22 protein-coding genes and 2 tRNA genes are annotated in these 23,471 nt (G+C 52.0%); 20 read left to right on the top strand and 4 right to left on the bottom strand.

Features of this window, described 5'->3' with window-relative positions; translation table 11 throughout:
• Positions 1 to 43 precede the first annotated feature (43 nt).
• The 6 genes from lpdA to H5P27_RS00945 all read left to right on the top strand — a co-directional run bounded on the left by lpdA (position 44) and on the right by H5P27_RS00945 (position 6,222).
• Positions 44 to 1,438 (top strand): dihydrolipoyl dehydrogenase, encoded by a 1,395-nt coding sequence (gene lpdA / locus H5P27_RS00920; RefSeq protein ID WP_185658502.1) that lies wholly within the window; start codon positions 44 to 46, stop codon positions 1,436 to 1,438.
• A 121-nt stretch (positions 1,439 to 1,559) separates the two neighbouring features.
• Positions 1,560 to 1,634 (top strand) — tRNA-Arg (locus tag H5P27_RS00925).
• Between the two features lie 115 nt (positions 1,635 to 1,749).
• On the top strand, positions 1,750 to 2,208 hold the full coding sequence (locus tag H5P27_RS00930) for an acetolactate synthase (RefSeq protein WP_185658503.1): 459 nt from the start codon (positions 1,750 to 1,752) through the stop codon (positions 2,206 to 2,208).
• 41 nt (positions 2,209 to 2,249) lie between these two features.
• Positions 2,250 to 3,482: a nucleoside monophosphate kinase gene (locus H5P27_RS00935; RefSeq protein ID WP_185658504.1), complete on the top strand. Its 1,233-nt coding sequence runs from the start codon at positions 2,250 to 2,252 to the stop codon at positions 3,480 to 3,482.
• Between the two features lie 162 nt (positions 3,483 to 3,644).
• On the top strand, positions 3,645 to 4,322 hold the full coding sequence (locus H5P27_RS00940; RefSeq protein WP_221774558.1) for a response regulator transcription factor: 678 nt from the start codon (positions 3,645 to 3,647) through the stop codon (positions 4,320 to 4,322).
• A 7-nt stretch (positions 4,323 to 4,329) separates the two neighbouring features.
• Entirely contained in the window at positions 4,330 to 6,222 is a 1,893-nt protein-coding gene (locus tag H5P27_RS00945) for an ATP-binding response regulator (protein WP_185658506.1), read from the top strand.
• A 17-nt stretch (positions 6,223 to 6,239) separates the two neighbouring features.
• Here H5P27_RS00945 and H5P27_RS00950 read toward each other — a convergent pair whose 3' ends face one another.
• Together H5P27_RS00950 and H5P27_RS00955 are read right to left on the bottom strand one after the other, a co-directional pair.
• A complete protein-coding gene (locus H5P27_RS00950) occupies positions 6,240 to 6,866 on the bottom strand; it encodes a hypothetical protein (RefSeq protein WP_185658507.1) in 627 nt (208 codons plus the stop codon).
• Positions 6,856 to 7,551 carry a DUF502 domain-containing protein gene (locus tag H5P27_RS00955; protein WP_185658508.1) on the bottom strand — a complete coding sequence of 232 codons (696 nt, stop codon included), beginning with the start codon at positions 7,549 to 7,551 and terminating at the stop codon, positions 6,856 to 6,858. Before H5P27_RS00955 ends, H5P27_RS00950 begins: the two co-directional genes overlap by 11 nt.
• Positions 7,552 to 7,691: 140 nt before the next feature.
• Between H5P27_RS00955 and H5P27_RS00960 the strand changes: the two genes are divergently transcribed.
• The 4 genes from H5P27_RS00960 (at position 7,692) to H5P27_RS00975 (ending at position 11,721) form a co-directional block, all read left to right on the top strand.
• Positions 7,692 to 10,196, top strand: a complete 2,505-nt coding sequence (locus tag H5P27_RS00960) for a DEAD/DEAH box helicase (protein WP_185658509.1) — start codon at positions 7,692 to 7,694, stop codon at positions 10,194 to 10,196.
• 130 nt (positions 10,197 to 10,326) lie between these two features.
• Positions 10,327 to 10,503, top strand: a complete 177-nt coding sequence (locus H5P27_RS00965) for a hypothetical protein (RefSeq protein ID WP_185658510.1) — start codon at positions 10,327 to 10,329, stop codon at positions 10,501 to 10,503.
• Between the two features lie 120 nt (positions 10,504 to 10,623).
• Entirely contained in the window at positions 10,624 to 11,007 is a 384-nt protein-coding gene (locus tag H5P27_RS00970) for a VOC family protein (RefSeq protein WP_185658511.1), read from the top strand.
• A gap of 72 nt (positions 11,008 to 11,079) precedes the next feature.
• Positions 11,080 to 11,721: a carbonic anhydrase gene (locus H5P27_RS00975; protein WP_221774559.1), complete on the top strand. Its 642-nt coding sequence runs from the start codon at positions 11,080 to 11,082 to the stop codon at positions 11,719 to 11,721.
• On the opposite strand, the gene H5P27_RS00980 is transcribed toward H5P27_RS00975, so the two are convergent.
• A complete protein-coding gene (locus H5P27_RS00980) occupies positions 11,718 to 12,503 on the bottom strand; it encodes a helix-turn-helix domain-containing protein (protein WP_339382540.1) in 786 nt (261 codons plus the stop codon). The two genes, H5P27_RS00975 and H5P27_RS00980, sit on opposite strands and share 4 nt — an antisense overlap.
• Between H5P27_RS00980 and H5P27_RS20010 the strand changes: the two genes are divergently transcribed.
• Entirely contained in the window at positions 12,424 to 12,657 is a 234-nt protein-coding gene (locus H5P27_RS20010; RefSeq protein WP_339382541.1) for a hypothetical protein, read from the top strand. The two genes, H5P27_RS00980 and H5P27_RS20010, sit on opposite strands and share 80 nt — an antisense overlap.
• Before the next feature lie 136 nt (positions 12,658 to 12,793).
• Positions 12,794 to 14,191: an oxygen-independent coproporphyrinogen III oxidase gene (gene hemN, locus H5P27_RS00985; protein WP_185658514.1), complete on the top strand. Its 1,398-nt coding sequence runs from the start codon at positions 12,794 to 12,796 to the stop codon at positions 14,189 to 14,191.
• Between the two features lie 14 nt (positions 14,192 to 14,205).
• On the opposite strand, the gene H5P27_RS00990 is transcribed toward hemN, so the two are convergent.
• The gene (locus tag H5P27_RS00990) at positions 14,206 to 15,696 is read right to left on the bottom strand and encodes a M48 family metalloprotease (RefSeq protein ID WP_185658515.1); all 1,491 of its coding nucleotides are present in this window, start codon (positions 15,694 to 15,696) and stop codon (positions 14,206 to 14,208) included.
• A 153-nt stretch (positions 15,697 to 15,849) separates the two neighbouring features.
• Between H5P27_RS00990 and H5P27_RS00995 the strand changes: the two genes are divergently transcribed.
• From H5P27_RS00995 to rplI, 8 genes are all read left to right on the top strand, one after another.
• Positions 15,850 to 15,924 (top strand) — tRNA-Asn (locus tag H5P27_RS00995).
• Positions 15,925 to 16,326: 402 nt separating this feature from the next.
• Positions 16,327 to 17,784: a tagaturonate reductase gene (locus H5P27_RS01000; RefSeq protein WP_185658516.1), complete on the top strand. Its 1,458-nt coding sequence runs from the start codon at positions 16,327 to 16,329 to the stop codon at positions 17,782 to 17,784.
• Between the two features lie 106 nt (positions 17,785 to 17,890).
• The gene (locus H5P27_RS01005; protein ID WP_185658517.1) at positions 17,891 to 20,608 is read left to right on the top strand and encodes a UxaA family hydrolase; all 2,718 of its coding nucleotides are present in this window, start codon (positions 17,891 to 17,893) and stop codon (positions 20,606 to 20,608) included.
• A gap of 289 nt (positions 20,609 to 20,897) precedes the next feature.
• Positions 20,898 to 21,452 (top strand): 50S ribosomal protein L25, encoded by a 555-nt coding sequence (locus H5P27_RS01010; RefSeq protein ID WP_185658518.1) that lies wholly within the window; start codon positions 20,898 to 20,900, stop codon positions 21,450 to 21,452.
• A gap of 74 nt (positions 21,453 to 21,526) precedes the next feature.
• Positions 21,527 to 22,132: an aminoacyl-tRNA hydrolase gene (pth, locus tag H5P27_RS01015; protein ID WP_185658519.1), complete on the top strand. Its 606-nt coding sequence runs from the start codon at positions 21,527 to 21,529 to the stop codon at positions 22,130 to 22,132.
• The gene (locus tag H5P27_RS01020; RefSeq protein ID WP_185658520.1) at positions 22,113 to 22,409 is read left to right on the top strand and encodes a 30S ribosomal protein S6; all 297 of its coding nucleotides are present in this window, start codon (positions 22,113 to 22,115) and stop codon (positions 22,407 to 22,409) included. The genes pth and H5P27_RS01020 overlap by 20 nt, the downstream gene beginning before the upstream one ends.
• Positions 22,410 to 22,443: 34 nt before the next feature.
• Complete coding sequence (locus H5P27_RS01025) at positions 22,444 to 22,890, top strand: single-stranded DNA-binding protein (protein ID WP_185658521.1); 447 nt, start codon at positions 22,444 to 22,446, stop codon at positions 22,888 to 22,890.
• A 58-nt stretch (positions 22,891 to 22,948) separates the two neighbouring features.
• Complete coding sequence (gene rplI / locus H5P27_RS01030) at positions 22,949 to 23,455, top strand: 50S ribosomal protein L9 (protein WP_185658522.1); 507 nt, start codon at positions 22,949 to 22,951, stop codon at positions 23,453 to 23,455.
• The last annotated feature ends 16 nt before the right edge of the window (positions 23,456 to 23,471 follow it).

A 23,471-nucleotide genomic window follows, 5' to 3' on the forward strand; every position in this document is an offset into this window, starting at 1 on the left:
GGCTAGGAGTATCCCGCTAAGCTTTGATAATCCGGATTAGATTATGGCTGACGAAAAATACGATTTGGTAGTAGTAGGAGGTGGCCCGGCAGGCTATGCAGCAGCGATACGCGCTGGCCAATTAGGCAAGAAAGTGGCTTGTGTCGAGATGGACCGGGCCGGAGGAACCTGTTTGAACTGGGGATGTATCCCAAGTAAAGCCCTCCTCAAGAGCGCCGAGCTCATCAACTCTATCAAGAAGTCCGAGGAATTCGGCATTTCCGTCGGTTCGGTGGATTATGACTTCTCCAAGATCATCCAACGCTCTCGTGGAGTGGCGGACCAGATGGCGAAGGGGATCGAGTTTCTGTTCAAGAAGAACAAGGTCGACTACATCGTGGGCAAAGCTCATGTCGACGACGCCAAGACTGTCTCGGTCGTTGATGGCGACTCCAAGGGGAAGAAGCTAAAAACCGACAACATCCTTTTGGCGACAGGTTGCCGCGCTCGTCGTCTGCCGTTTCTTCCAACCGATCCCGAACGCATCATGACCTCGCGTGAAGCTTTGGTCATGAAGAAGCAGCCTAAGTCAGTCGCGATCATTGGTTCTGGAGCGATCGGAGTGGAGTTTGCTTACTTCCTCAATGCATTTGGAACGGATGTGACCATCCTCGAAGTCATGCCTCAGCTTGTGCCGGTCGAAGACGAGGAAATCGCCAAGACTTTGGGCCGCGAATTTAAGAAGCAGGGCATCAAGACTGAGTTAGAAGTTCAGGTTAAGGATGCGGAATTGACTAAGGATGGCGTTAAGCTCGTCTACACCAAGAAGGGTAAGGATGTGACCATGGAAGTCGACGCGGTCATTCAAGCCGTCGGCGTTGTCGCTTTCTTGGACAACACCGTAGAGCCGTCTCTCAACCTCAAGACCGATCGCGACTACCTCGTGGTGGACGACAGCTACCGTACCAACGTGGCTGGCATTTACGCGGCGGGTGATATCATTGGCCCACCTTGGTTGGCCCACGTTGCTACGTTTGAAGCGGTGCAAGCGGTGAACGGCATTTTTGGGGCTTCCAAGCCGCGCCGCGTTAAGAACTTCCCAGGCGCCACTTACTGTAACCCGCAGATTGCGAGCACCGGTGTGACCGAAAAGAAAGCCAAGGAGCTGAAGCTTGATTTCAAGGTGGGCAAGTTTCCATTCGTTGCTTCAGGCAAGGCGGTTGCCGGAGCCCACTCGGAAGGTTTCGTGAAGCTGATCAGCGATTCGAAGACCGGTGAGATCCTTGGAGCTCACATCATCGGACGCGACGCGACTGAGCTCATCACCGAGTACTGCTTGGCGATGGAGATGGAAGGCACGATCGACGAGATCCACGGTACCATCCACGCCCACCCGACCTTGAGTGAAGCTTTGGCTGAAGCAGCTGCGGCGACTCACGACGAAGCTATCCACATCTAGTCGTTAGAATCGATTTTGAATTGGCGGGCACGGTTGCGAAATCGGCCCGCCTTTTTAATCTTTTCACCTTTGCCCTCGACTTTAGGGCATGGGTTTAGATTAGCTCCTGTTACAGTTTGTCGCTCCCGTAGTTCAATGGATAGAACGTTGGTCTCCGAAGCCGAAGATGTGGGTTCGATTCCCGCCGGGAGTACCAGACTGGAATTGGTTGAAACGCTTCCTCGGCGTTTCTGTTACTCGCTGAAATGTGATGATTTCCAAGTGGCGGCGGCTGATCTCATTCCATTCCAGTTCCAAGATCGTTCCTTCTGATGGATAAAGCTGCTATCGAAACCACTAAGCCGGATCCCGTAAAACAACTCTCCATTTTTATGGAGAATAAGGTCGGGCGTCTTTCTGATATATTTCGTCTTTTTGACGACGCGGCCGTGCATGTCATGGCTCTGACTACTTTGGACACCACGGATTGCGCCATAACGCGAGTGGTTGTCGACGATCCGAAAAAGGCCAAAGAGCTCCTTTGGGAGCACGAGATCACATTTAGCGAGACAGAAGTGCTCGCGGTGGAGATTGCCGGCGAGCACGATATCAACAAGGTTCTAGCCTCGCTGTTGCAGACCGAGATAAACGTGCACTACATTTATGCCTTTGTCAGCCGCCCCAACGGTCGTTCCGCCCTCGCTATGAGTATCGAGGACATGGAACTGGCCAACCATATTCTCAATACGCACAATCTTCGCGTTCTGAGTCAAAGAGACATCTCTCGCTGATTTTCCCTTAGTTGTTTATTTAATCCCCAAGCCAAATCCCGATGAGCGAAGAAGCGCCCAAATCAACGGACCCGTTAGAGCGTGGGTCTGATGCTGTTGTCCGACATCAGGACCTCGAAGTAAAAGACGCTCAGATTATTTTCAATGCAGTCTGGAACCGTCTCGAAAAGAAGTACGGCCGCACCCGGCTCCATTTTCCCCAAGAACTCATCTTGCTTGGTGGCGCCCCAGGCGCAGGTAAGGGCACCAATACGCCCTTTATTCAGGAAGTTCGCGGTCTGACCTCAAAGCCTATCGTAGTCAGCTCGCTCTTGGACACTCCTGAGATGAGAGCGATCAAAGACGCAGGAGGCATGGTTGGCGACAAGGAGGTTGTCGGGATTTTGCTGGAGCAGCTTCTCCTGCCGGATTACCAGGACGGAGCTATTTTGGACGGCTTCCCGCGTACCTTTGTGCAGGTTGAATGTATGAAGCTTCTTTATCACAAGATGCTTCAGCTGCGTACCGAGTTCTACAACACGGAGTATCGCTCTCGTTTTCGTCAGCCGCTTATCCACATCATGATGCTCTTCATCGATGAGAAGGAGAGCGTGGGGCGTCAGCTCAAGCGCGGGCGGGAGATTTTAGAGCATAATGAGGAGGTCGAGCGTACTGGAATCGGTGAGCCGCAAGAAACTCGAGCTACCGACCTAGATCCCAAGGCGGCGCAGCGACGCTATCGGGTTTTCAAGGAAGCGACCTACGACGCCCTGCAATCTCTAAGGGAAGTCTTCCACTACCATTTCATCAACGCGCAAGGCACGCTGCCGGAAGTTCGGAAGAACATCATAAACGAGCTGCAGTACCAGAGTTCTCTCGAGCTTGATCCGAGGACATTCGACACGCTGCACCGCTTGCCGATTGCTAGTAAGATCGTTGAGCACGCTCGTCAGCAGTTGGTACGCCGTCTCGATCAGTACGAGATGGAGGAGACGGAGCAGTTCCAGAGCATAATCAATTTCATCCAGCAAAAGATTATGCCCATTGTTCGTCGTCATGCGATCACGGGACGAGCCCACATCAATACGGAAGATCCAACCATGGACCAACCGCTATCGATGGCCATGTTGATTGATATCTTTTCTGAGCGGGGCTACCATGCCTCGGTGGATCTTCATAAGATCGAAATACCCGAGGAGTTCGACCTGAAGACGGGAAGGATCCGATGCCGACTGAAGAAAGTTTGGCGGATCCAAGTCCGTTTTAAAGGGTCCGAAATACGTAGAGGTTCCTAATCTCTGCAGACGTAGAGGAATAGAGTAGGTATTAGTTCTTATTAATATCTGCCTTGCACAAGGTAAAGAGCTCAAATATCGATAGCATTCCTCTAATCATTATCACCATCTAAATTGCGTTCATCCACTCTAAATTCCCCAGTCGATTCTTCCCCCCCCGCTGTGTTAGATGTCGAAGTGGCCCCAAGTACCATGATCGATAAAACTCTTAGTGTCGTAGTTGCCGAAGACGAAACCTTGTTTCGAGACTTCCTGGTTCGAGTTATCAGACAGCGGTTTGGCTTTGAAGTCATCGGAGAAGTTTCCACGGGCGAGGAGGCCTATCAGCTCTGTCGAGAGCATCGTCCGGATCTGGCTATTCTCGATTTGCGTCTGCCCGGGATCACGGGTCAAGAGCTCGCTGAACGGCTTATTTCGGAGCAGCCGGAAACCAAGATTCTTATCATCTCCTCTGTTGAAGACCCGAAGCGTGTGGGCTCGCTTCTGCAAATCGGAGTGAGTGGCTTCTTAAACAAAAAGGAGGAGTTCTCTGTCTTCGAGCAAGCTATCGAGGCCGTTGCGAATGGGAATATCTTCGTGAAGGCATCTGCTCAGGCACAGGGGGATTCTTCCACGGAAACGCTCGACCAAAAAGAGCTGTTAGAAACCTTGAGCGATCGCGAAAAGCAGATCGTGGTATTTGTTGCGTCGGGCATGACTAACAAGGAAATCGCGGGCAAGCTCGGGCTGAGCATCAAGACGGTGGAGTCGCACCGGAGCAATATATCCAAGAAGCTAAAGATTTTCGATATCGCGGGGGTAACCCTTTTCGCGGTTCGTACGGGGTTGGTTTCTCTCTAATCTTGATATGAGCTCTGGCGGCTCACCTGCCTATTCCTTGGTCATCGATTCGCTTGACCGAGTTTTAAAGCTTCCGTCTGAGCTAGCGAGCGTGCTGGGAATCTCTCAGGAAAAGAGAACCAAACTGCATTGGCAGGACATCGTCGTAGAGGACATTTCGGGTCTCAGACCAAGCGAAGGCGAGCCTGCTCAGGAGCGTACTGGATATCTCAAACGCGCGTCAGGCGAAATTCTGCAAGCGTCTTTTAGAAGTGAGCTATTTGGTTTGGAGAACGAGTTCGCTTTTGTGGAAGTTCGACTCCTCGATACTGCCGAAAGTACAAAAAAGGAACCAGACAAAGACTCGCTCGAGTTTCTGACCACGGTCAGCCATGAGCTGCGAGTTGCTTTGAATGGAGTGGTTGGTTTTACGGATTTGCTTCGAAATGGTGAATTGACAGCCAAGCAAGGGGAAGTGCTGGAAAAGCTCTGCTCCTGCAACCAGATGCTAAAAAATTTAATCAACGACATCCTTGAGTACTCGAGGGTTGCCACTGCGTCGCTTCGGTTTCGCACAGAGAAGGTAGATTTGAAGCAATTTGTCTCCGGAGTCGTGGAGCAGTTTCGGCAGGAGGCGAAGAAGAAGGATCTGGATTTAGAGTTCGAGTCTGACTTAAAGGACGGGTATTCTGCAGTGCTTCCGAGCATGCGTGTGACTCAGGTCTTAGGTAACCTGATTTCGAACGCTGTTAAGTTCACCAAAAAGGGGTGGGTGCGCGTTAAGGTTTCGGGCACTGACGAGAGCGTCACATTTCAAGTGATTGATACGGGGAAGGGGGTTACCCCAGACAAGCAGGAGGAGATCTTTCGGCCTTTTTTTCAAGTTTCAGATTCTTCTGGTTCCATAGAAGGAAGCGGACTTGGGCTCGCTATCAGTCGCGAGCTCGTTTCCAAAATGGGGGGCACTCTACGCTTGAGGAGCACCGGAGATGGAGGGAGCTCATTCGAGTTCAAGCTTCCCTTGGGCTCCGATGAACCGGACGAAAAGAAGGCGAAACCCGCTCAGCGGAAAATGAGATTTACAGAGTCTCGCCACCGTCCGGGTGATTCCCGCAAAACGGCTCTAGTGGTAGAGGATAATCAGTTGAACGCCGAAATCTTGGGTCACTTTCTCAAGGATTACGGGGTCGCCTTTGACAGGGTGGACAATGGTAGATCGGCGGTAGAGGCCTACGAGAAAAAAGCCTATGATCTTGTTTTGATGGACGTGATGCTGCCGGAAATGAGCGGTTATGAAGCCACCGAGAAGATAATCGACCTAGGTATCAAGACGGGTCGACAAGCGCCTATCGTTGGCGTAACAGCCAAGGTCTTTCGTAGGGATCGCCTAAAGTGCTTGGAGGTCGGCATGGTTGAAGTTGTCCACAAGCCGGTGGATTTTCATCAGCTTCGCGGCATCCTAGATCGATTCCTCTTTCCTGATCGTTTGGAGGAAGAATCTTCTCATGAGGAGCCGTCTGATGCCCCTGAATCCGCGGATACTTACGTTGGAGAAAAGGACGATGAAGGTTATTACGCTCTGAATCCGAAGGTTCTGGACGAATATGTTAACCGCATGATCACGAGCGATTCAGACCGTGGAGAAGTCGTTGCTTCTGCCATTCAGATTGTGGATGGCGAGGTAGATGGACTTATTGAGGCTATCCGCGACAACAACCGGAAAGAGGTCGGAATGAGGGCTCATTCGCTCAAAGGAGCGCTTGCCCTCTTAGGGGCGGTGAACTTGCTGGATTTAGCCAAAGGGCTCGAGTTGATCGCCAGAGACCGTCAGGCTCCGCTCAAGGCTGAACATTGGAACCGGCTTATTGTGGCCGGCTATGCGGAATTTAAGGAAGAGCTCGATAGGCATTTGTCCTCCTGAATAACGCAGCCTAGTTTTCAATAGGTGGGCAGGTGTATGTGCGTGTGCGCTTCTATGTAGCGGGCGAGGGAATCGTAGGCGGATTGCTGCTGGTCTTCGTCCAGGTTTATCTGAGCCAACGGAGAGTTGAGAATCTTGGAAACGTTGGCGTATAGGTCTGGCGAAAGTCGTTTGGACCAGTCCTCTAGGATAGGGTACCCTTCGTCTCGAGCGAATATGTACAAGGTTTTGAGCATGACCGCATAGCAGGGCTGCCCTTGGTCCAAGGCGTCCAAGGCTCGCGTGAGCAAGGCGAAGAGGTCTTCGTTTATCTCCTCGTGTAGTGGATTTCGGGCGATCAGACCGGAAAGCCAGGAAGCAGCCCGAAGGGCTGTGTAGCTTTTTCCGAGGCCGCTTCGTTTTTTTTGCAGAAAGAAGTCGTTAAGGAATCCGCTCTGGGATTCGCCTCCGTTTTTGAGGTCCAGATGCGCCTCTCCTTGATCGAAGAGGTCGATTGAAAAACGGTTTTTCTGATTGGATTTTCGTTTCAGCACGCTCAGCAGGCCGTGCTCTTTGGCGAACAGCTGCACGCGTACGAATCGCTCCCCGGTTGGGGCGAGGTGAAGGCAAATCGCGTCTGGAACGATGCGCTTCTCAGCTGGCATCTCGGGAGCTCGTCTCCTCCTTACCTTCCTTTTCTTTAAAATCGAGGCTTTCAGCGACTGGCGGGTAGATAGGCGCTACGGCCCCGCCGGAGATAATCAGTTTCATTCCTTGTCCCACGGTCATGTCCAACTCTTGGATGTTTTCCTTTTTCATCATGACAAGAAATCCACTGGTCGGATTGGGCGTAGTGGGCACGAAGACGTTTTGGAGAAAGTCGTCGGTCTTGTATTGGATTTCTCCCTTCCCGTCTCCTGTCAAAAAGCCAAGGGCGTAGCTCCCTTCCTTCGGGAATTCGACCAGAACTACTTTCTGGAAGATCGCTCGGTTCTGGGTGCTGAAGGTGTCGACGATTTGTTTTACCGAAGTGTAGACGGTGTTGATGATGGGAACATTGTTCAGAAACCTCTCTCCAAGGCTGATGAGGTATTTGGCAATGAAGTAGCGGGAGAGGAATCCGAGAATGGTGATGGCTAGAAGAACGATGATCGTGGCCACCGTGTCCCAAAACATCGACAGGTTCTCTTTCGAAACCAGATCCTCCGGAATGAACAGGAATTTCAGCAGAGGTTCCTTCACGCTGCCTCCCACTTTTATCACCAGCCAGTTGAAGACGAAGTAGGTGATTCCGATGGGAGCGAGGAGGATGAGTCCGGAAAGGAAGGATTTTCGAAGTTTTGCGAACATGTGTTGTTAGATTAGCTACGAATCAGAGTAATGCTGGATTGCTCCCAGAGGTACACGTCAAAACGAATAAGGTTTCGCTTTGTTACCTTCTTCCGAAAATCGTTGAGTGTTGAGGGCGTGTTTTGCACGGTGGTGGGTTTATGAATTGGAAGGGGGCAAACCGCTTATATTCTCGGCGTTCGTTGGAGCTTTGGAGCAATCGCCTCAGCTCGGACTGGGAGTCCGGTTTTGGCGCAGACGAGATTAAGCGCGGAAGGACCCTCTACAAGCATGGGGAAGTGAGCGAGATATCGCTGCACGATGCAGACGTGATCGTGAACACACGACTTGGCTCGGTGGAAAGCTATTCGGTAGTGGAGTGGACCGGCAGTAATCTGAAAGTTCGTTCCTCCTGCTCGGATCCCATCTTGGGAGGTGCCATCGCAGTCGCGGGCATGTTGGAGATTGAGGAGCTTCTGGCGGATGAGGAGCTCGCCCTGCTGGGAGCGGATCTGTCGCTTGAGCCCTCAGATTCAGAAGAGGAAGAATCGGAAGGCAGCAAGCCGGAGGGGTCACCCTTCGCGGGACAAGATGCGGTAGTTCGCAAATTGCACCTGGTGCTCGACACGCACTTCAAAGGGCTTATCTGCGAGGCTTACTGGCTCTCTGAAGATGGCACCCGGGTGTCCGCCCTGAGCAAAGAGGATGGTGCTCCAAGGGCGAATAACTCCGAGGAACGCGGTCGATTGATCATGTTGGCCGCCCGAGCTCGAAAATCCCATTTTTCCTACTCCCCTGAGTTTGGAGGTTATCTTTTGGAGAATCTACGAGAGATCGTATATTTCATCCAATCCGTTTGGCCGACCTGGAAGTCGCGTTTTTCCACCGAAGAACGAGAGAACGTGAAGCACATTCAAGCGGGTGTCGTGGAGATCAAGCTCAAGCCGAAAGCGAGCAAAAGCGTGGCTGGAGGTTTGGACATCAAATGGATCTTCGATTCCGGTTCGAAAATTCTAGATGCTGGCCTAGCCGACGAGTTGCTAGCGAGAGGTGAAGAGCCAATGCTCGTTCCAGAGCTGGGAGTGGTTAAGTTGTCGGAAGAATCCCAACGAGCCCTCTCAGCCTGGAAAGAAGTCGAGCCAGATGAAAATGGGTCCGGCCAGCTTTACCAACTCTTCTCTCTTTTTGGGGAAGGTGATGACGAGGTGGAGCTCTCGGAGGAATTAGCCGATTGGAGAAGTGGTCTTCTCAATCCGCGACCGGATGACGAACTTAAATTGCTAGAGGGCCTTCGGCCTTACCAGCGGCAGGGAGTCGAGTGGATGTCTCGGCTGTTGAAGCATGATTGCCACTGCTTGCTGGCCGACGAGATGGGACTGGGGAAAACGGTGCAGATCATCGCGCTGATCTTGGCTGAGAGGGACGAAGCGCGTTCGTCGCTGGTAGTTTGTCCTGCTAGCGTCGTCCCGGTTTGGATTTCGGAATTCGCGAAATTCGCTCCCGAGATACGGATTGGGCGGTATGGGCAAAAAAAGTCCAAGAAGGCCGACCCGTTAGACGTGCAGGTCATCAGCTTTTCGCTTCTCAGAAACCGGATCGAACGTATCGCGTCAGAAGAATTCGATTTCGCGATCGTGGATGAGGCGCAATTTATCAAAAACCCTGATTCCAAAGTCTCCAAAAGCTGCCGCCGTATCAAAGCCAACCGCCGTATCGCTCTGACTGGCACTCCGATCGAAAACAAGCCTTTGGACATCTGGCCGGCTTTCCAGTTTCTCATGCCGGGAATGTTAGGCTCGCGAGCCCAGTTTGATAGCATGTTCTCGGAGAATCCGGGGGCTTTCAAAGCTCGGCTCCGCGCTCAGATTAAGCCTTTCATGCTGCGGCGAACAAAAGGGGAGGTGGCTCTCGAACTTCCCGAAAAGCTCATCATGGACTTGGAATGCCCTGTCACTTCCTTTCAAGCTCGTGAGTATTCCAGAATCTGCGAAGAAGGCTTGCAACGCTTTGGAGACGATCTTGGCAATGCCCTTCGAGCGAATCGTTTTGCGACTCTTAGCTTGCTGACGCGCCTTCGCCAAGTGAGTTGCGATCCGCATTTACTGCCTTGGATGGATGCGAATATCGAGGATAGCGGCAAATTGATGGTATTGCTCGAGAAGTTGATCGAGGTTCTTGGAACCGGTCACAAGGTGGTTATCTTCTCCCAGTTTGTTCGTTTCCTCAAAAGGGCTCGGGCTATGATCGAACAGTCGTTCCCTGAGTTGCCTATTTTCGAGCTCACGGGATCTACCTCCGATCGGGAGGCTCCGGTTCGCGATTTCCAAAGCACAAACGAGACCGCAGCGATGCTCGTTAGTTTGAAGGCGGCAAGTGTTGGGATTACGCTACATTCCGCCGATTACGTTTTCTTGTTGGATCCTTGGTGGAATCCGGCGGTGGAAAGCCAAGCGATCGACCGAGTTCACCGTATAGGGCAAACCAAGACCGTATTTGTCTACAGGCTTTTCGCCAAGGGGACGATTGAGGAGAAGATACAGCTTCTGCAAAAGGAGAAGCAGGACCTCTTCGAGTCGATCGTGAGCGATTCCCAAGCAGGACCCGATCTTTTGGCCACAGGCGTGCAGTCGCTTCAAAGCCTGTTGGCTTTGGCTCAAAGTAAGTAAATAATAGGTAAAGCAATTCTACTTTTAATAAACCATAGCCTGATCCTATGGTTTGGATAGAATATCGGTATTACGATTGGGCGTGCGTTATCCGTAGTAATGGGTGAACAACAAACCATCCAACTGAATAATGAACGCATTCCATATCAAAAAATCATCTCTCGTTAAGTCGGGAGTTACCGCCTTCACCATCGTTATCGCCACTGCGATCGCGACTCCTTACGCGGGTGAGATCATCGCTGGCGCTGCAGTTGCCGGAGCACTTGCTTTGATGGGGACCATCGAGTCGAGGAAGCGCGCTTACTAGGGCTCGAATTAAAGTTGCGGAGGATAAATTCGGTCCTCGCTCAGGAAACCTGACTGATTGCCGATGAAGGGAGGGCGCTCGCCGTCTTAATTCCCAAAATCCAACTTCAATCCTTACGCAATGCCTCAAGTAAAATCGCCCCTTCTCAATACTATTGGCCAACTCGAGATCCGTGTCGGAAATCTGAACGAAGCCCAGCGTTTTTATGAAGACGTTCTTGGCATGGAGGTTGAGTCTGTTTTTGGGCAGACCATGATGCTCCGTTGTGGAGAAATTTCTATTTTGGTACAGGAGTCGAACACTCGTCCCTTGGGATGTCCCATCTATTTCAAGGTAGATGATAGGGTGCACGAGGTGGCTGACATGCTCAAAGCTAATGGGGTGAGGTTTAAGAGCGGTCCTAGCTGTATCGTAGAAGAATTTATGGGCAAGTCATCCTGGTTGGGCTTTTTTGAGGACCCTTGGGGAAACCCTCTTGCACTGATGGGCGATATGCCGGTTTAGGCCTCTACATCGCGAAAGAGCAGTCTAAATATGCTTTTTTGCTTCTCTCTCATGCCATGTTCTTCTAGCTGAATGGCTTTGATGCCAGCTAACAAAGATTCTAATGGTCTGCCGGTTTCCCTCCACGAGGGACACAAACGTTTCCTAGAAAAAGATTATGCCAGAAACCGGGAGCAGTTCTCTGCTCTCGCCAAAGTTCAGGCCCCCAATGTCATGTGGATTGGCTGTTGCGATTCCAGAGTTCCGGCGGAGCGAATTCTTGGGGCGGGCCCCGGTGAATTGTTTCTTCTCAGAAACGTGGCCAACATCGTTCCTCCGCTTGCAGCGGACGAAGCTTCGGTGGGGTCTTCCCTCCATTTTGCGGTAGATAACCTGAAGGTATCTCATCTGGTCGTTTGTGGACACTCCGACTGTGGCGGCATCAAGGCGCTTTCGAAATTAGGTACTGTGCCAATGGACCCCATGCTGTCCTCCTGGGTAGAGTATGCGGTCCCCGCTTTGGAGGACTATGACGGAGATTCCATCGAATCCTTGGCGAAAGCGAATGTGATTACCCAGGCATCGCACCTCCTCGAGTATCCTTATGTGGCTGCGGCAGTCGAAGAGGGCAGGTTGACGATTCACACCTGTTATTACGAAATAGGAATTGGGCGCCTGGAAGAGTACGACCCCGTCAGCGAGAAGTGGGAGTACATGGTAAAGGACTTCTCCTAGCTATTGGCGCTCAGGCGATAGCTGCTTGGGGATTCTCCCGCCACTTTTTTAAAGGCTCGATTAAATTGAGCGATTGAGTCGAAGCCACTTTCAAACGCGATGTCGCTGATGCGATTGCTCGATTCGCGGATTTGCTTTTTAGCTTTTTCCACGCGTTCACGCGTTAGGTACTCGACGAAGCTGAGACCTGTTTCCTCTTTGAAGACTTTGCTGAAATGTCGAACTGAGGTTCCTGCAACTTCGGCTATCTCGCTTAAGGAAATTGGTAGTTCGAAATTGCTTTTGATGTGTTTGACCGCTCTGGCCGCGGCCGGGTTGCTGGTCTTTTCTGCTTTTTGAATACGAAGGTTGTTGGCGGAAGATCCAAGTTGATCAGCAAATAGCTCCAGCAGATTCAAAAAACCGAGGTAATTTTCTTTGGGCAGTACTCTTGTCGTGAGGTAGGCAGATTTCAGTTTTTTGGGTGGAAGCTCCAGGCCTAGCTTATCGATCACGGGACTAACTAGCTGGAAATCGCTCGTTCCAAGGCTCTCGAGAGCGACTTGCCCAGTCTGGAGGTGGGCTATGAGTTTGCGGCCGGTACGGATCGGAACCATACTGTCGTGAAGACCCGCGAAACAGCGATGTGTCTTCGTTCGGTTTAGGGTGGTTTGCTCAAGGTCCGAATGTGACATCAGGCAAGACAGGCATCCCTTGCGACTCGTGGACACGAATGAGCAAAACGGATTTTCCTTCGCGTGGCCTTGGGTAGGCATGCTGAAGGTCGAAAGAGGGCGGATCACGAGCGGAAGCCCTGACGCTCTCGAGAATGAGCGTTGGAATTTAATGAACATTCGAGACGAGGAGATCCGGGAGGTGAGCTCTTTGCTCTCCTCGGCAGTGGCACGCTCGATGGGCGTTTTTTGGCTCGATGCTCGATTGCTGGGCATTGGCTGATACGATCTGCTTGACTAATAAAGAGTCAATTGTATTTAAATCAGCAAATGCCAGAAATGAGCAAAAAAAAACCAAAAACGATGAGGCGGCCGTAGTGTCTTATCTTCGTTTCAGACCTGCCTTCCGACTGTAGACAATGCCAATCCAAGCCTCCTTTCCTTCCCAAGAACCCTTGGGACTAAATGCGGATCTGATCCGCAAATACAATCAGCCTGCTCCGCGTTATACCTCTTATCCAACGGCTTTGAAGTTTAAGCCTATCGAGGATAAGGCCAGCCGTTCGGCGATGTTGGCAGACATCGAGGATGCAGAGGGGCCGTTGTCCCTCTATGTTCATGTTCCTTACTGTCGGAGTCTCTGTTGGTTTTGTGGCTGTGCAAAGATCATTTCCACCAACACTGCGCTTGCTGATAAGTATCTCGATTATTTGGAAATGGAAGTCAGGCGTTACGCAAACTTGATCCGTTCCGGACGGAAGGTCGTGCAGCTACACTTCGGCGGAGGCTCTCCCAATTTTCTATCTCCTGCTCAGATAGGGAGATTGGATAATATTCTTCGCTCCTCTTTCGAATTCGATCCGTCTGCCGAGATAAGTGTGGAACTGGATCCACGCACGCTTTCGAAGTCTCAGGTTCTCGCCTTCCGCAAATTGGGGGTCAATCGAGCTTCAATTGGGGTGCAGGATATCAACTCCAAAGTTCAGGAAGCGATTCATCGTATCCAGCCTACGGAGACTAATATCAAAACCATCAGTTGGTTGAGGGAGGCAGGTATAAATTCGATCAACGTGGACCTAATCTACGGGTTGCCTCACCAGACTGAGAGTAGTTTCAACCAGACTTTGGACGAGGTTCTTGGTTACGATCCTAACCGCTTGGCGGTTTTCTCTTATGCTCACGTACCTTGGAGCAAACCGGCTCAAAAGATCCTTGAGCGATCCCCGTTGCCAACCGCGGATTCTAAAATCGATATTCTGATCCAAACGGTTCAACGCCTCACTGGGAGTGGCTACGCTCACGTCGGAATGGATCATTTTGCCAAGATCGACGATCCGATGGTGAAAGCTCAGGAGGCCAAGACATTGCAGCGAAATTTCCAAGGATATAGTCTGCACGCCGACGTCGAAATTTGCGCTTTTGGCATGTCGGCTATCAGTCAATCAAAGAACTCTTTTCGACAGAACCAGAAGGACTTGGACGCCTACTACAAGATGCTGGATGAAGGGGACATCCCACTGGAGAAGGGGTACTTGCTTACTCCAGACGATCAGATTCGGAGGGAAGTGATCATGCGGCTTATGTGCGATTTGGAACTCGATTTCCAGGCTCGAGGAGAAAGCAATGGGGTGGATTTCCAGAATTACTTCTCGTCGGAGTTGGATCGTCTACAGGTCTTCGAAGAGGATGGGCTTATCAGCTTCGTGGAGGGAGGGCTAGAAGTGACGCCTCTCGGTCGCTTGCTGATTCGAAATGTGGCATCTCGTTTCGACGCCTATTTGGGGGACGCCAAACAAGGCTTCTCCAAAGCCATTTAGCCAGCGATTTGCGGCTACTGGGCAGGTAGCTTTATCAAGGTTCCCCTCTCGACTATATCTTCCAACTCCATCTGGTTCATGATGGCCCAATCTTGAGCGTCTGTTCCCGATGGAAGCCTGCTGGGCAACAAGTCGCTGAGGGGGGCATTGCGTTCGGCTCGTGTTACGGCAATTCGGTATGGCTGCACATTGAGAGCGCGAGTGTTTGTTATCTTTTGGAAAGTCCCTGGTACTCTACTAGCGTCGCTTTGATGAGCAGGGAATCCGGCGCTCGTGCCGTATCCTAAGAAGGTAAAAACGTTGGGCCCATATTCAACGAAGGTAGCCGAAACCAGCAATGTCCCAGATTCGGCAGTCATACTGCCTTCTATCGTGTAGGCGGGTAATCCGTTTACCGAGGTTCCATCTGCGTATTCGGTTTGTAGGGACAGCTTTTCCCTGAGGGTGGTAGCGGCTTCGAGTGGCGTGGCAGCGGCGGATATGCTGAAGGCGACCATGGCGTTTTGGTCGGGAGAAACGAGATAAACGGAGTCGCTCTCGTTCTGGATTGCCCAGCCGGATGGGGCGTCGAATTGGATTCCCAGATCAGGGTGATAGAAGGTTTGCCCTTCGTTGTATCCGTTTCTTGGGTCCTCTCCGATCACTAGTCCGTCTATCATTTCTAGGAAGCGATCTCTGCCGACGACTGGATTTTCAGCGGTGGACCATTTTTCAGAGAGTTCGACAATTGTTTTTTCCCGTTCCCCGGGATCGGGGTGCGATGACATCCAAGAGGGGATGCTCTGGCCAGACTTGTCTGATATGCGGTCTAATGACCGAAAGAATTTCGACCCTTCCGCCGCGTCGTAGCCTGCTTTGGATGCATACTCCACGCCGTGCCAGTCAGATTCCCTTTCCGCATCTCGGCCATATTTCAAAGTGGCTAACTGGAAGAGGTCGCCGCTCAGGCTGACCATTTGGCGGGCGAACTCCTTGTTCTCCGCGACCTGCTCTCCAATCACGGCTCCAGCCAGTAACCCGATTTGCCCGAGCTGTCTAGCGAGCGCTTGCTTCGAGGCGTGACGAGCCTCCACGTGGGTAATCTCGTGCCCGATGACGACTGCCAATTGAGCCTCGTTCTCCAGATGGGCCAGAAGGCCGCGAGTTACGTATACGAAACCGCCAGGCAGGGCAAAGGCGTTGACGACCGAAGAATCCAAAAGCCGGAAGGTGAATTCGGTTTGCTTGTACATCTCTGGCGCGTCCGCGCTTTTGATGGCGCTTTCCTCGAGCAGGGTATTTCCGATCTCTCGGATGTAGGCTCCGAGCTCATCGTCTTGATAGACGCCCATTTGCTTCACTATGCCCGCGTCGGATTCCTCTCCCAATTTCAATTCTTGTTCCCAGGAGTAGGCGTAGTAGCCAGTCTTGCCGCTGTAGAGGCTAGGCTCTGTGGCGCAACCGCCCAAGAGGAAGGACGCTGTGGCGATTAAGGTGAGCAGGAAAAAGTTTTTGGCAGGCATCATCAGTAGTTGGTTTTCGGATCTCAGACGGGGGATTCTTTTTCAAAGTGATAAGGGTGGTCAAACGTCCTCGAGAAGAATCTGCAAAAATTGAAGATAATTGAATCAAAGAGTTGACAAGGGGGCTCTGAAACGACTTTTTCCGAAGCTCAATCTTGCCCTGTAGCTCAGTGGTAGAGCAGGTGACTGTTAATCACTTGGTCGCTGGTTCGAATCCAGCCGGGGCAGCCATTTTCCTTTTGAACCGTCCCTGTGGGCGGTTTTTTTGTGTGGTGCTGGAATTTGCCGAAGGATGAGAACCAGCGAAGCGGTTCGTACCGAGGAGCTTTGCGACGACACCGCGTAGCGGCATCCAGCCGGGGCAGCCATTTTTCCTTTTGAACCGTCCTGGTGGGCGGTTTTTTTGTGTCCCATAGGAATCCGGAGCAGGGGAAGAGAATCTTCGGATTGGCGTAATACCGACGAAAATTATCCCGAGGCTTGTTAGTCTACCTAATACGTGTAAGGTGGCGTTCTTATTCGATAGGCTGGATGGAAGCCTTGGCTTGCGGACGGCGAGTACCTTGGATGTGGTTCGCCGCCAAATGGCTTGGCTTCAGCGAAAGCTCCCGAGTCGAAAACGAGATAATTAAAATGAAACTTAACAGAGAATCAGCGGGCAGTTTGCCGGTTCGTCCTGAACGCGTCATTCAATTTGGCGAGGGGAATTTCCTTCGCGCTTTTTGCGATTGGATCATCCAGCGCATGAACGACGAGTTGGGCTTCAATTCTTCAGTCGCGGTTGTGCAGCCTATCGCTCAAGGTTTGGGCGACCTCATCAATTCGCAGGATGGGCTTTATCATCTCATTCTCGAGGGTGTGAAGGATGGAAATCCGGTCCGCGAGAAGCAATTGATCGATTGCATCACCCGATGCATCAATCCGTACAGTGATTACGAGGCTTACGAGAATCTGTTCTTAAGCCCTGACGTTCGCTTCGTAGTATCAAACACCACTGAAGCTGGTATCCAGTGGGCGGAGGGAGAGACTCTCGAAATGAAGCCGCAGCCGTCTTTCCCGGGGAAGATGACCGCGTTGCTCTACAACCGTTTCAAGAAATTTGAAGGAGCAGCGGATAAGGGATTAATCGTCATTTGCTGCGAGTTGATTGAAGACAACGCGGATCGCCTGCAGGAATTGGTGCTCAAGCACGCTGCTGAATGGGGGCTTGAGGAAGCATTCGTGCAGTGGCTAGAAACCGCTTGCGCCTTTTGCTCCACTCTGGTCGACCGCATCGTCCCTGGATTTCCGAAGGAGAATATCGGGGAGATCCAGGAGGAGTTAGGATTCGAAGATCAGCTTGTCGTGGTCGGTGAGCATTATCACAATTGGGTGGTGAAAGCTCCAGAATGGGTAGCGGAGGAATTCCCGGCCCACAAGGCGGGGCTAAATGTTAGTTTTGTCGACGAAGCGAAACAGCGGGAAATTCGGGACCAGAAGGTGCGGATTTTGAATGGCTCGCACACTGGCACAATGGCCGTCGCATTCCTAAGCGGGATCGATACGGTACGCGAGGCGATGGAGGACGAGGTTGTCGGTAAGTTCGTCAAGGATATGGTAGCTAAGGAAATCGTGCCTAACATCCCTGGTGACCAAGAGTATTTGCAGTCTTTCGCGAGCAAGATACTCGAGCGATTCTACAATCCGTTCATTCGCCATGAATGGCTCACTATTTCGCTCAATTCTATGAGCAAATGGGAGACCCGCGTGCTACCGAGCCTGCTGGATTCTCTGAAAAACGAGGGTCGCTTGCCTGAGCGGATTACCCTCTCCCTTGCCGCCCTAATCGCATTTTACCGTCAAAAACGTGCCAAGGGCCCTTACTCGTGTAAGGACAACGCGGACATCTTGGAACTCTATTCCAAGGTCTGGAGTGCGTATGAAGCGGGATCGCTCTCTCTCAAGGATCTAGTCAAAGAGGTCTTGGCTTATCAAAGTAACTGGAAGCGGGACTTGAATGAAATCCCTGGCTTGACGGATTCGGTCACTCAAAAGCTCGAGAGCATTTTGGCGGATGGGATGCTGGAGACGGTGAAAGGCCTGCAATCCTAAGTTCTGTAACTAAATCAAATTCTCGGATCGGGGAATTTATCATATCCCGATTCGAGTAGGTGAATCGCAGAGACTTAGTCCGCTGTTTCGCCAAAACACTTTTATCATGACTACACCTTTACAGGATATCGCCCGCTTCCCTGTGGCTGGCGACAATGCAGTGATCGCCCTCAGCGATTTGCGAGTCGGCACTCTGGTTGCGAATGGCAATTCGGCGTTTGAGCTTCAGCACGATATATTGACGGGTCACCGCTTCGCGGCGGCCGAAATCAAGGAGGGAGCTTTCATTACCTCTTGGGGCTACCCTTTTGGCACAGCGTCACGCGATATCTTGCCTGGCGAGTATCTTTGTAACGCCAATGTGCTGTTCCGCCTTTCTATTCAGGAAGACCCGCATTTCACGTCCTTGCGTTTGCCGGAGGAACCGAACTTCACCGACGATATCGATCCGTACGAATTTGATGAATCGAGGTGGAGCGAGCCCGTTCCTGTGGAGCGTTATGAAGATGATAAGACCTTTGCGGGCTACGATCGCGGGGATCGGGGAGTCGGGACGCGTAATCATCTGGTGGTTGTGAATGTGAGCGCTTTGGCGGCTCCATTGGTCGAGCGTTTGGAGGTATTGTTCAAGCCGCAGGTGGCTCGATTCAAAAATGTGGATGCCCTGATCGGATTGCGTCACACGGAGAGTGCTTCGAGTGACCAAGAGGAGCATGAACGCACGTTAAGGACGCTGGCAGGTTTGGTTTCGAACCCGAACGTGGGAGGCTTTATCGCGATCGATTCCGGGGAGGAGGGAGACTTAACGAATGAAGAGTTGGTTGAGTGGATGAAAGGGCAGGGCGTGCCTTTGAATAGATTACCTTTCCGTCTCTTGCGGAGTTCGGATTCCTTCGAAGACGATTTGAAGAGCGGGTCTCGGGCCATTCAGGAAATGCTGGCGGTCTTGGATAAGGATCAACGCAGCGAGAAGTCCATCGGTCATTTGCGAATCGGCCTGCAGTGTGGGGCTTCGGACGCGTTCTCGGGAGTTTGCGGCAATGTGCTTTCGGGAGCGATTGGCAGGGAGGTGATCCGATACGGTGGAATCGCTAATTTGACAGAGACTCCCGAGCTGTCCGGCGCCGAGGATTACACGCTGAGCTCAATTGCTGAGCCCTCCATAGCGACTCGATTCCTGACCATGCTGGATCGCTTCAAGACATACCTTGGCTGGCACGGCGGTAAGGTTGACAAGAATCCGTCAGAGGGAAACCTTCTGGGTGGTCTATACAATATCACACTCAAATCCTTGGGAGCTGCTGTGAAGAGGGATCCGTCCATTCCGATCGAGCACGTGATTGAGTACGGCGAACGAATGACGCAACCGGGATTCCATTTTATGGATGGCATGGGTGGGGATATTGCCAGCTACACCGGCCAGGCTGCTTCCGGATGCAATATCGTGTTGTTTGTGACGGGGCGTGGATCCCCGACGAATTCCTCCATCGTCCCGACTATCAAGATCGTGAACACCACGGTTCGCTATCGGATGATGGAAGGTGATATCGATATCAATGCTGGCGAGTATCTAGACGGAAAGCCAATGGAGGTTTTGACCGAAGAGTCTTTGCGGCAAGTGGTTGAGATCGCAAGTGGTCGCCGGACTAAAGGTGAGTCACGTAACCAGAACGTCGATTTGCTATGGCGGCGAAAATTCTTCCGTACCAAGCCAGAAGTTGCTCCAGAGTCGATCCCCTCCCGTTTCGATGGAAATGCCCGAGCCTGTTGTCCGCCGCGCGGAACTCCGCTGGAGTTCGCCTTTGATGGACGGGCGGAGGGAAGCTCGGTTTTGCCGAAAGAACGGGTTGGGCTGGTGATACCGACCGTTGGCTGTTCGCTTGCGACGGCTCAGCAGGCGGTTGACCGCCTCAACGCTGGCAAATGGGTGGCCAATGGAACGGTTGATCGCTTTGTGACTTTGGCCAACACCGAGGGCTGTGGGGTCACCACAGGGGCGGAGGTCTTGAATTTTCTGCTTAGCTTTGCCAGTCACTCCCAAGTAGAAGCGTGTGTCTTCCTTTCACTCGGTTGCGAGATGGTCTCTCCAGGCTTCATAAAGTCCATTATGCGTGGTGACAATGTGGGCTTTCCCGAGATCTCGGATGCTGCCAAGAAAGCGAAGCTCGACCCGGACAAATTTGGTTGGATTGTTATCCAAGAAGTCGGCGGAAGCGACGAGGCTCTTGGAGTAGTCGAGGATTGGTTTGCATCGAAATTCGAGACATCGAAGCCTTTCCTTCCAGCTCGTGGAGGTGCCGCGGATGCTCGTCTAGGAATTTTGGTGACGGGCCCGATTTCGAAGCAGGCAGCGGAATCTGTCATCGAATTTGTCCGACAGATCGTTTCCTCGGGAGGTTCGGTTGTGATACCGCAAAGCAGCGCTCAGTTGCTCTCGGCGGAGCTCTTCGCCCAGTTCCCGGTAGAACCCAGCTTGGCATTCGCGCAGCCGATCGAAGACTCGGGCTTGCACGTGATGCAGAGCATTACCAATAACCGCGTCGAGCAGGTCACTGGGCTAGGCGCCGCCACGGATCTGATTATCAACATCTCGGAGATCCGGCCAATTACGGCTCATACTTTGATCCCAACACTCAACATAACGGCGGAAGAAGTGCGGGGAGATTTCGACCTGAAGCTCAGGGCAGGAGAGGAGTCCTTTTGGCCGCAGCAGATTGCTTATCTGGTGGGAGAGTCCCTTTCTGGCAGATATCGACCGCGACAATGTACCTTGGGACATACGGGTAACCAGATCCCGCGTGGAGCGCGGGCCCATGCGATTTAGAACCCAGTTCCACTTTTGGAAAGCCGTCCAGTGCGGGCGGCTCCATAAAAGTGTTGCATTGGGCTGAGCGTTTTTCCATCCCTGCTTCCTCAATCGTAGCTTTCCGCCAAAGTGGGCGGGTCAGGACTCAGGCAGCCTTCAATTCGAAATGGGCTCAACTGCAGTCGTTTTGCTTTTGCCAAATTTTTCTGAGTTTTGGTGAAAGTTTTGATTGATTTCCGAGGGAAGCGACTTACGGTTCGCTCCCTTTCACTTGGAGTCTCGCTCCTCATTTAACGATTTTCGTAACATGAATACGCTCACAATCAACGCTTCTGCCCGCGAACAAGCGGGATCCGCATCATCCGGCCGTCTCCGTGCCGAAGGCCGTGTGCCAGCTGTTGTATACGGCAAGAGCAAAGAGCCTGAAAACCTTTCGCTCGACGCTCGCGAGCTTCGCATCCTTTTGCGTTCGATCGGCAACAATACACCTGTCGTTCAACTCAAGTCTGGCGAAGGCGAAGCCCGTACCTCCATCATCAAGGAAGTACAGCGTCACCCAATGAAGGACAGCTATACGCACGTTGACTTCCAAGAAATCGCTGAAGGCGAGGTCGTCGTCCTCGAAGTGCCCGTTCACCACAAGGGTGAAGCCGACGGTGTTAAGAACGAGGGTGGCACTATCGAAACGGTATCCCACACGGTAAGCATCCGCTGCTTGGCGAAGGACATCCCTTCATCTATCGATGCAGACGTGCGTGCTCTCAAGGTAGGTGACAATTTGCATGTTAGCCAGCTACCCAAGATTGAGGGTGTTGAGTACTTGGATGCTCCCGAGCAGCCAGTTTTCGCGATCGTTAAGTAAGATCGCCTTTTCTTCAGTGGCTTAGCGATCTCGCTGGGCCGCTTCTGTTCTTTTACAAATCTCTAGAACGGCTTATGAGCTACCGTTTGATAGTCGGACTCGGCAATCCCGGTAGTGAATACGAAGCCACTCGCCACAATATCGGTTTCCGCGTGGTCGATGCCCTTGCTCTAAAGCTTGGTGCTGACTCATGGAAAAAAGACCGGAAATTCAAGGCCGAGCTCAGCTCTGTTAGTCATCCCTCTTACGGAAAGCTAATTCTAGCCAAGCCAACGACCTTCATGAATCAAAGCGGCGTGTGCGTTCAAAAGCTATGTAGCTTCCACAAAATACCACCGGAAGAAGTCATTGTCATTTACGATGAGATCAATTTGTCGGTGGGGGAACTCAAACTTAGCATGGCAGGAAGTGCGGGAGGGCACAATGGCTTGTCCGATATCCTTGCTAGGATCGCGCCGCGCTTTGCTCGTATTCGAGTGGGTATCGGAGGCAAACCTCACAAGGAAATGCCCCTTGCAGACTACGTTCTAGGAAAATTTTCCAGTGACGACGAATCCGTCATCTCAGATTCGCTAGCCCGCTATGTGAATAGCATAGATCTGCTTCTCTCACATGGAGCGGACTTGGCGATGAACCAAATCAATCGAAAACGAAAAAACGATGACAGCAACAGCATCTAACTACAAAGCAACCTTCATCCTCGACACACGTGGTCGCGAAGAGTCCATCGATGATCTCATCGAAGGCCTCAAGGCGGAGCTCGTCTCCGTAGGCGCCGAAGTATCCACCGTCGAGAATCTGGGCCGCCAGGATTTCGTTCGCACTCCAGACATCAAGTACACCGCCGGCGTTTACGTGCAGTACGATTTCTCGGGTACGTCTGAAGTGCCAGCTGCGATCCTTGAGAAGCTTCGCCTTAACAAGCTCGTCTCGCACAAGATGATCCAAAAGGCCTAAGGCCTTGGGGACTCCGCAACCTCGCTGAACCAACATGGCCAATTTCAACAAAGTCATCCTACTAGGGAACCTGACTCGCGATCCTGAACTACGAGTAACGCCTAAAGGCACCTCGGTATGTCAGTTTGGCATGGCCGTGAATCGTGTTTATCGCTCTGGCGATGAGACGCAGGAAGAAACCACTTTCGTGGATCTCGAGGCGTGGGGAAAGCAGGCGGAAATCATCTCAAAATACGTCAGCAAAGGTAATCCGCTTTTTGTGGAAGGCCGTCTGAAGTTCGATTCCTGGGAATCGAAAGAAGGCGAGAAACGCAGTAAGCTAAAGGTAATCGTGGAGAACATGCAGCTGATGGGAAGCCGCGGCGACAATGGTGGCTCGCAGTCTGGAGGAAGCTACACTCCGGCCCAACGTTCAGCTCCCTCTCCATCTAACCAGACTCCATCAGCTGGCGATGACATCGAAGAAGACGTACCCTTTTGATTTCGGTCTCGTCTGTAACTAACACATTTTCAAGAACTCATTTAACCACTCGCACATCATGGCAACAAGCGAAGTACTACTCATCGAGGCTGTTGAAGGTCTCGGCGGCGAAGGCGATCAAGTAACAGTAAAAGCGGGCTTCGCTCGCAATTTCCTTCTTCCAACCAAGAAGGCGATCCCCGTCAACCGTTCCAACCGCAAGCAGATCGAAGCTCTAAAGGACCGTCGCGCTAAGCGTGAAGCCAAGGAGATCGACGATGCGAAGGCTCAGGCAGCAAAACTCAGCGAGACCCAGATCGGTATCGCCGTTAAGACTGGTGAAGCTGGACGCATGTTCGGAGCTGTCACTTCAGTTCACATCCACGAGAAGCTTGTGGAAGCTGGCTACGAAATCGACCGCAAGAAGATCCACCTCGAGCAGCCAATCAAGGAGCTCGGACAGCACACCTTCACGGTTAAGGTTCACGCGGAAGTAGAAGTCGAAATGAAGATCGACGTCGTTTCCGAGAATCCAATCGTGGAGCCAGAAGCTGAAGAAGGCGAAGCCGCTGCTGACGCTGAATAATCCTTTACGGCTTGAC

This window comes from Pelagicoccus albus, from assembly GCF_014230145.1.
GTDB lineage: Bacteria > Verrucomicrobiota > Verrucomicrobiia > Opitutales > Opitutaceae > Pelagicoccus > Pelagicoccus albus.

What these genes read in the sequence shown, in the direction of transcription:
- lpdA (WP_185658502.1), top strand. Translation starts at nt 44, where the DNA reads ATGGCTGACGAAAAATACGATTTGGTAGTAGTAGGAGGTGGCCCGGCA.
- H5P27_RS00930 (WP_185658503.1), top strand. Translation starts at nt 1,750, where the DNA reads ATGGATAAAGCTGCTATCGAAACCACTAAGCCGGATCCCGTAAAACAA.
- H5P27_RS00965 (WP_185658510.1), top strand. Translation starts at nt 10,327, where the DNA reads ATGAACGCATTCCATATCAAAAAATCATCTCTCGTTAAGTCGGGAGTT.
- H5P27_RS00990 (WP_185658515.1), bottom strand. Translation starts at nt 15,696, where the DNA reads ATGATGCCTGCCAAAAACTTTTTCCTGCTCACCTTAATCGCCACAGCG.
- H5P27_RS01005 (WP_185658517.1), top strand. Translation starts at nt 17,891, where the DNA reads ATGACTACACCTTTACAGGATATCGCCCGCTTCCCTGTGGCTGGCGAC.
- H5P27_RS00945 (WP_185658506.1), top strand. Translation starts at nt 4,330, where the DNA reads ATGAGCTCTGGCGGCTCACCTGCCTATTCCTTGGTCATCGATTCGCTT.
- H5P27_RS00960 (WP_185658509.1), top strand. Translation starts at nt 7,692, where the DNA reads ATGAATTGGAAGGGGGCAAACCGCTTATATTCTCGGCGTTCGTTGGAG.
- H5P27_RS00970 (WP_185658511.1), top strand. Translation starts at nt 10,624, where the DNA reads ATGCCTCAAGTAAAATCGCCCCTTCTCAATACTATTGGCCAACTCGAG.
- H5P27_RS01020 (WP_185658520.1), top strand. Translation starts at nt 22,113, where the DNA reads ATGACAGCAACAGCATCTAACTACAAAGCAACCTTCATCCTCGACACA.
- pth (WP_185658519.1), top strand. Translation starts at nt 21,527, where the DNA reads ATGAGCTACCGTTTGATAGTCGGACTCGGCAATCCCGGTAGTGAATAC.
- H5P27_RS01010 (WP_185658518.1), top strand. Translation starts at nt 20,898, where the DNA reads ATGAATACGCTCACAATCAACGCTTCTGCCCGCGAACAAGCGGGATCC.
- H5P27_RS00950 (WP_185658507.1), bottom strand. Translation starts at nt 6,866, where the DNA reads ATGCCAGCTGAGAAGCGCATCGTTCCAGACGCGATTTGCCTTCACCTC.
- H5P27_RS00935 (WP_185658504.1), top strand. Translation starts at nt 2,250, where the DNA reads ATGAGCGAAGAAGCGCCCAAATCAACGGACCCGTTAGAGCGTGGGTCT.
- hemN (WP_185658514.1), top strand. Translation starts at nt 12,794, where the DNA reads ATGCCAATCCAAGCCTCCTTTCCTTCCCAAGAACCCTTGGGACTAAAT.
- H5P27_RS01000 (WP_185658516.1), top strand. Translation starts at nt 16,327, where the DNA reads ATGAAACTTAACAGAGAATCAGCGGGCAGTTTGCCGGTTCGTCCTGAA.
- H5P27_RS00975 (WP_221774559.1), top strand. Translation starts at nt 11,080, where the DNA reads ATGGCTTTGATGCCAGCTAACAAAGATTCTAATGGTCTGCCGGTTTCC.
- rplI (WP_185658522.1), top strand. Translation starts at nt 22,949, where the DNA reads ATGGCAACAAGCGAAGTACTACTCATCGAGGCTGTTGAAGGTCTCGGC.
- H5P27_RS00955 (WP_185658508.1), bottom strand. Translation starts at nt 7,551, where the DNA reads ATGTTCGCAAAACTTCGAAAATCCTTCCTTTCCGGACTCATCCTCCTC.
- H5P27_RS01025 (WP_185658521.1), top strand. Translation starts at nt 22,444, where the DNA reads ATGGCCAATTTCAACAAAGTCATCCTACTAGGGAACCTGACTCGCGAT.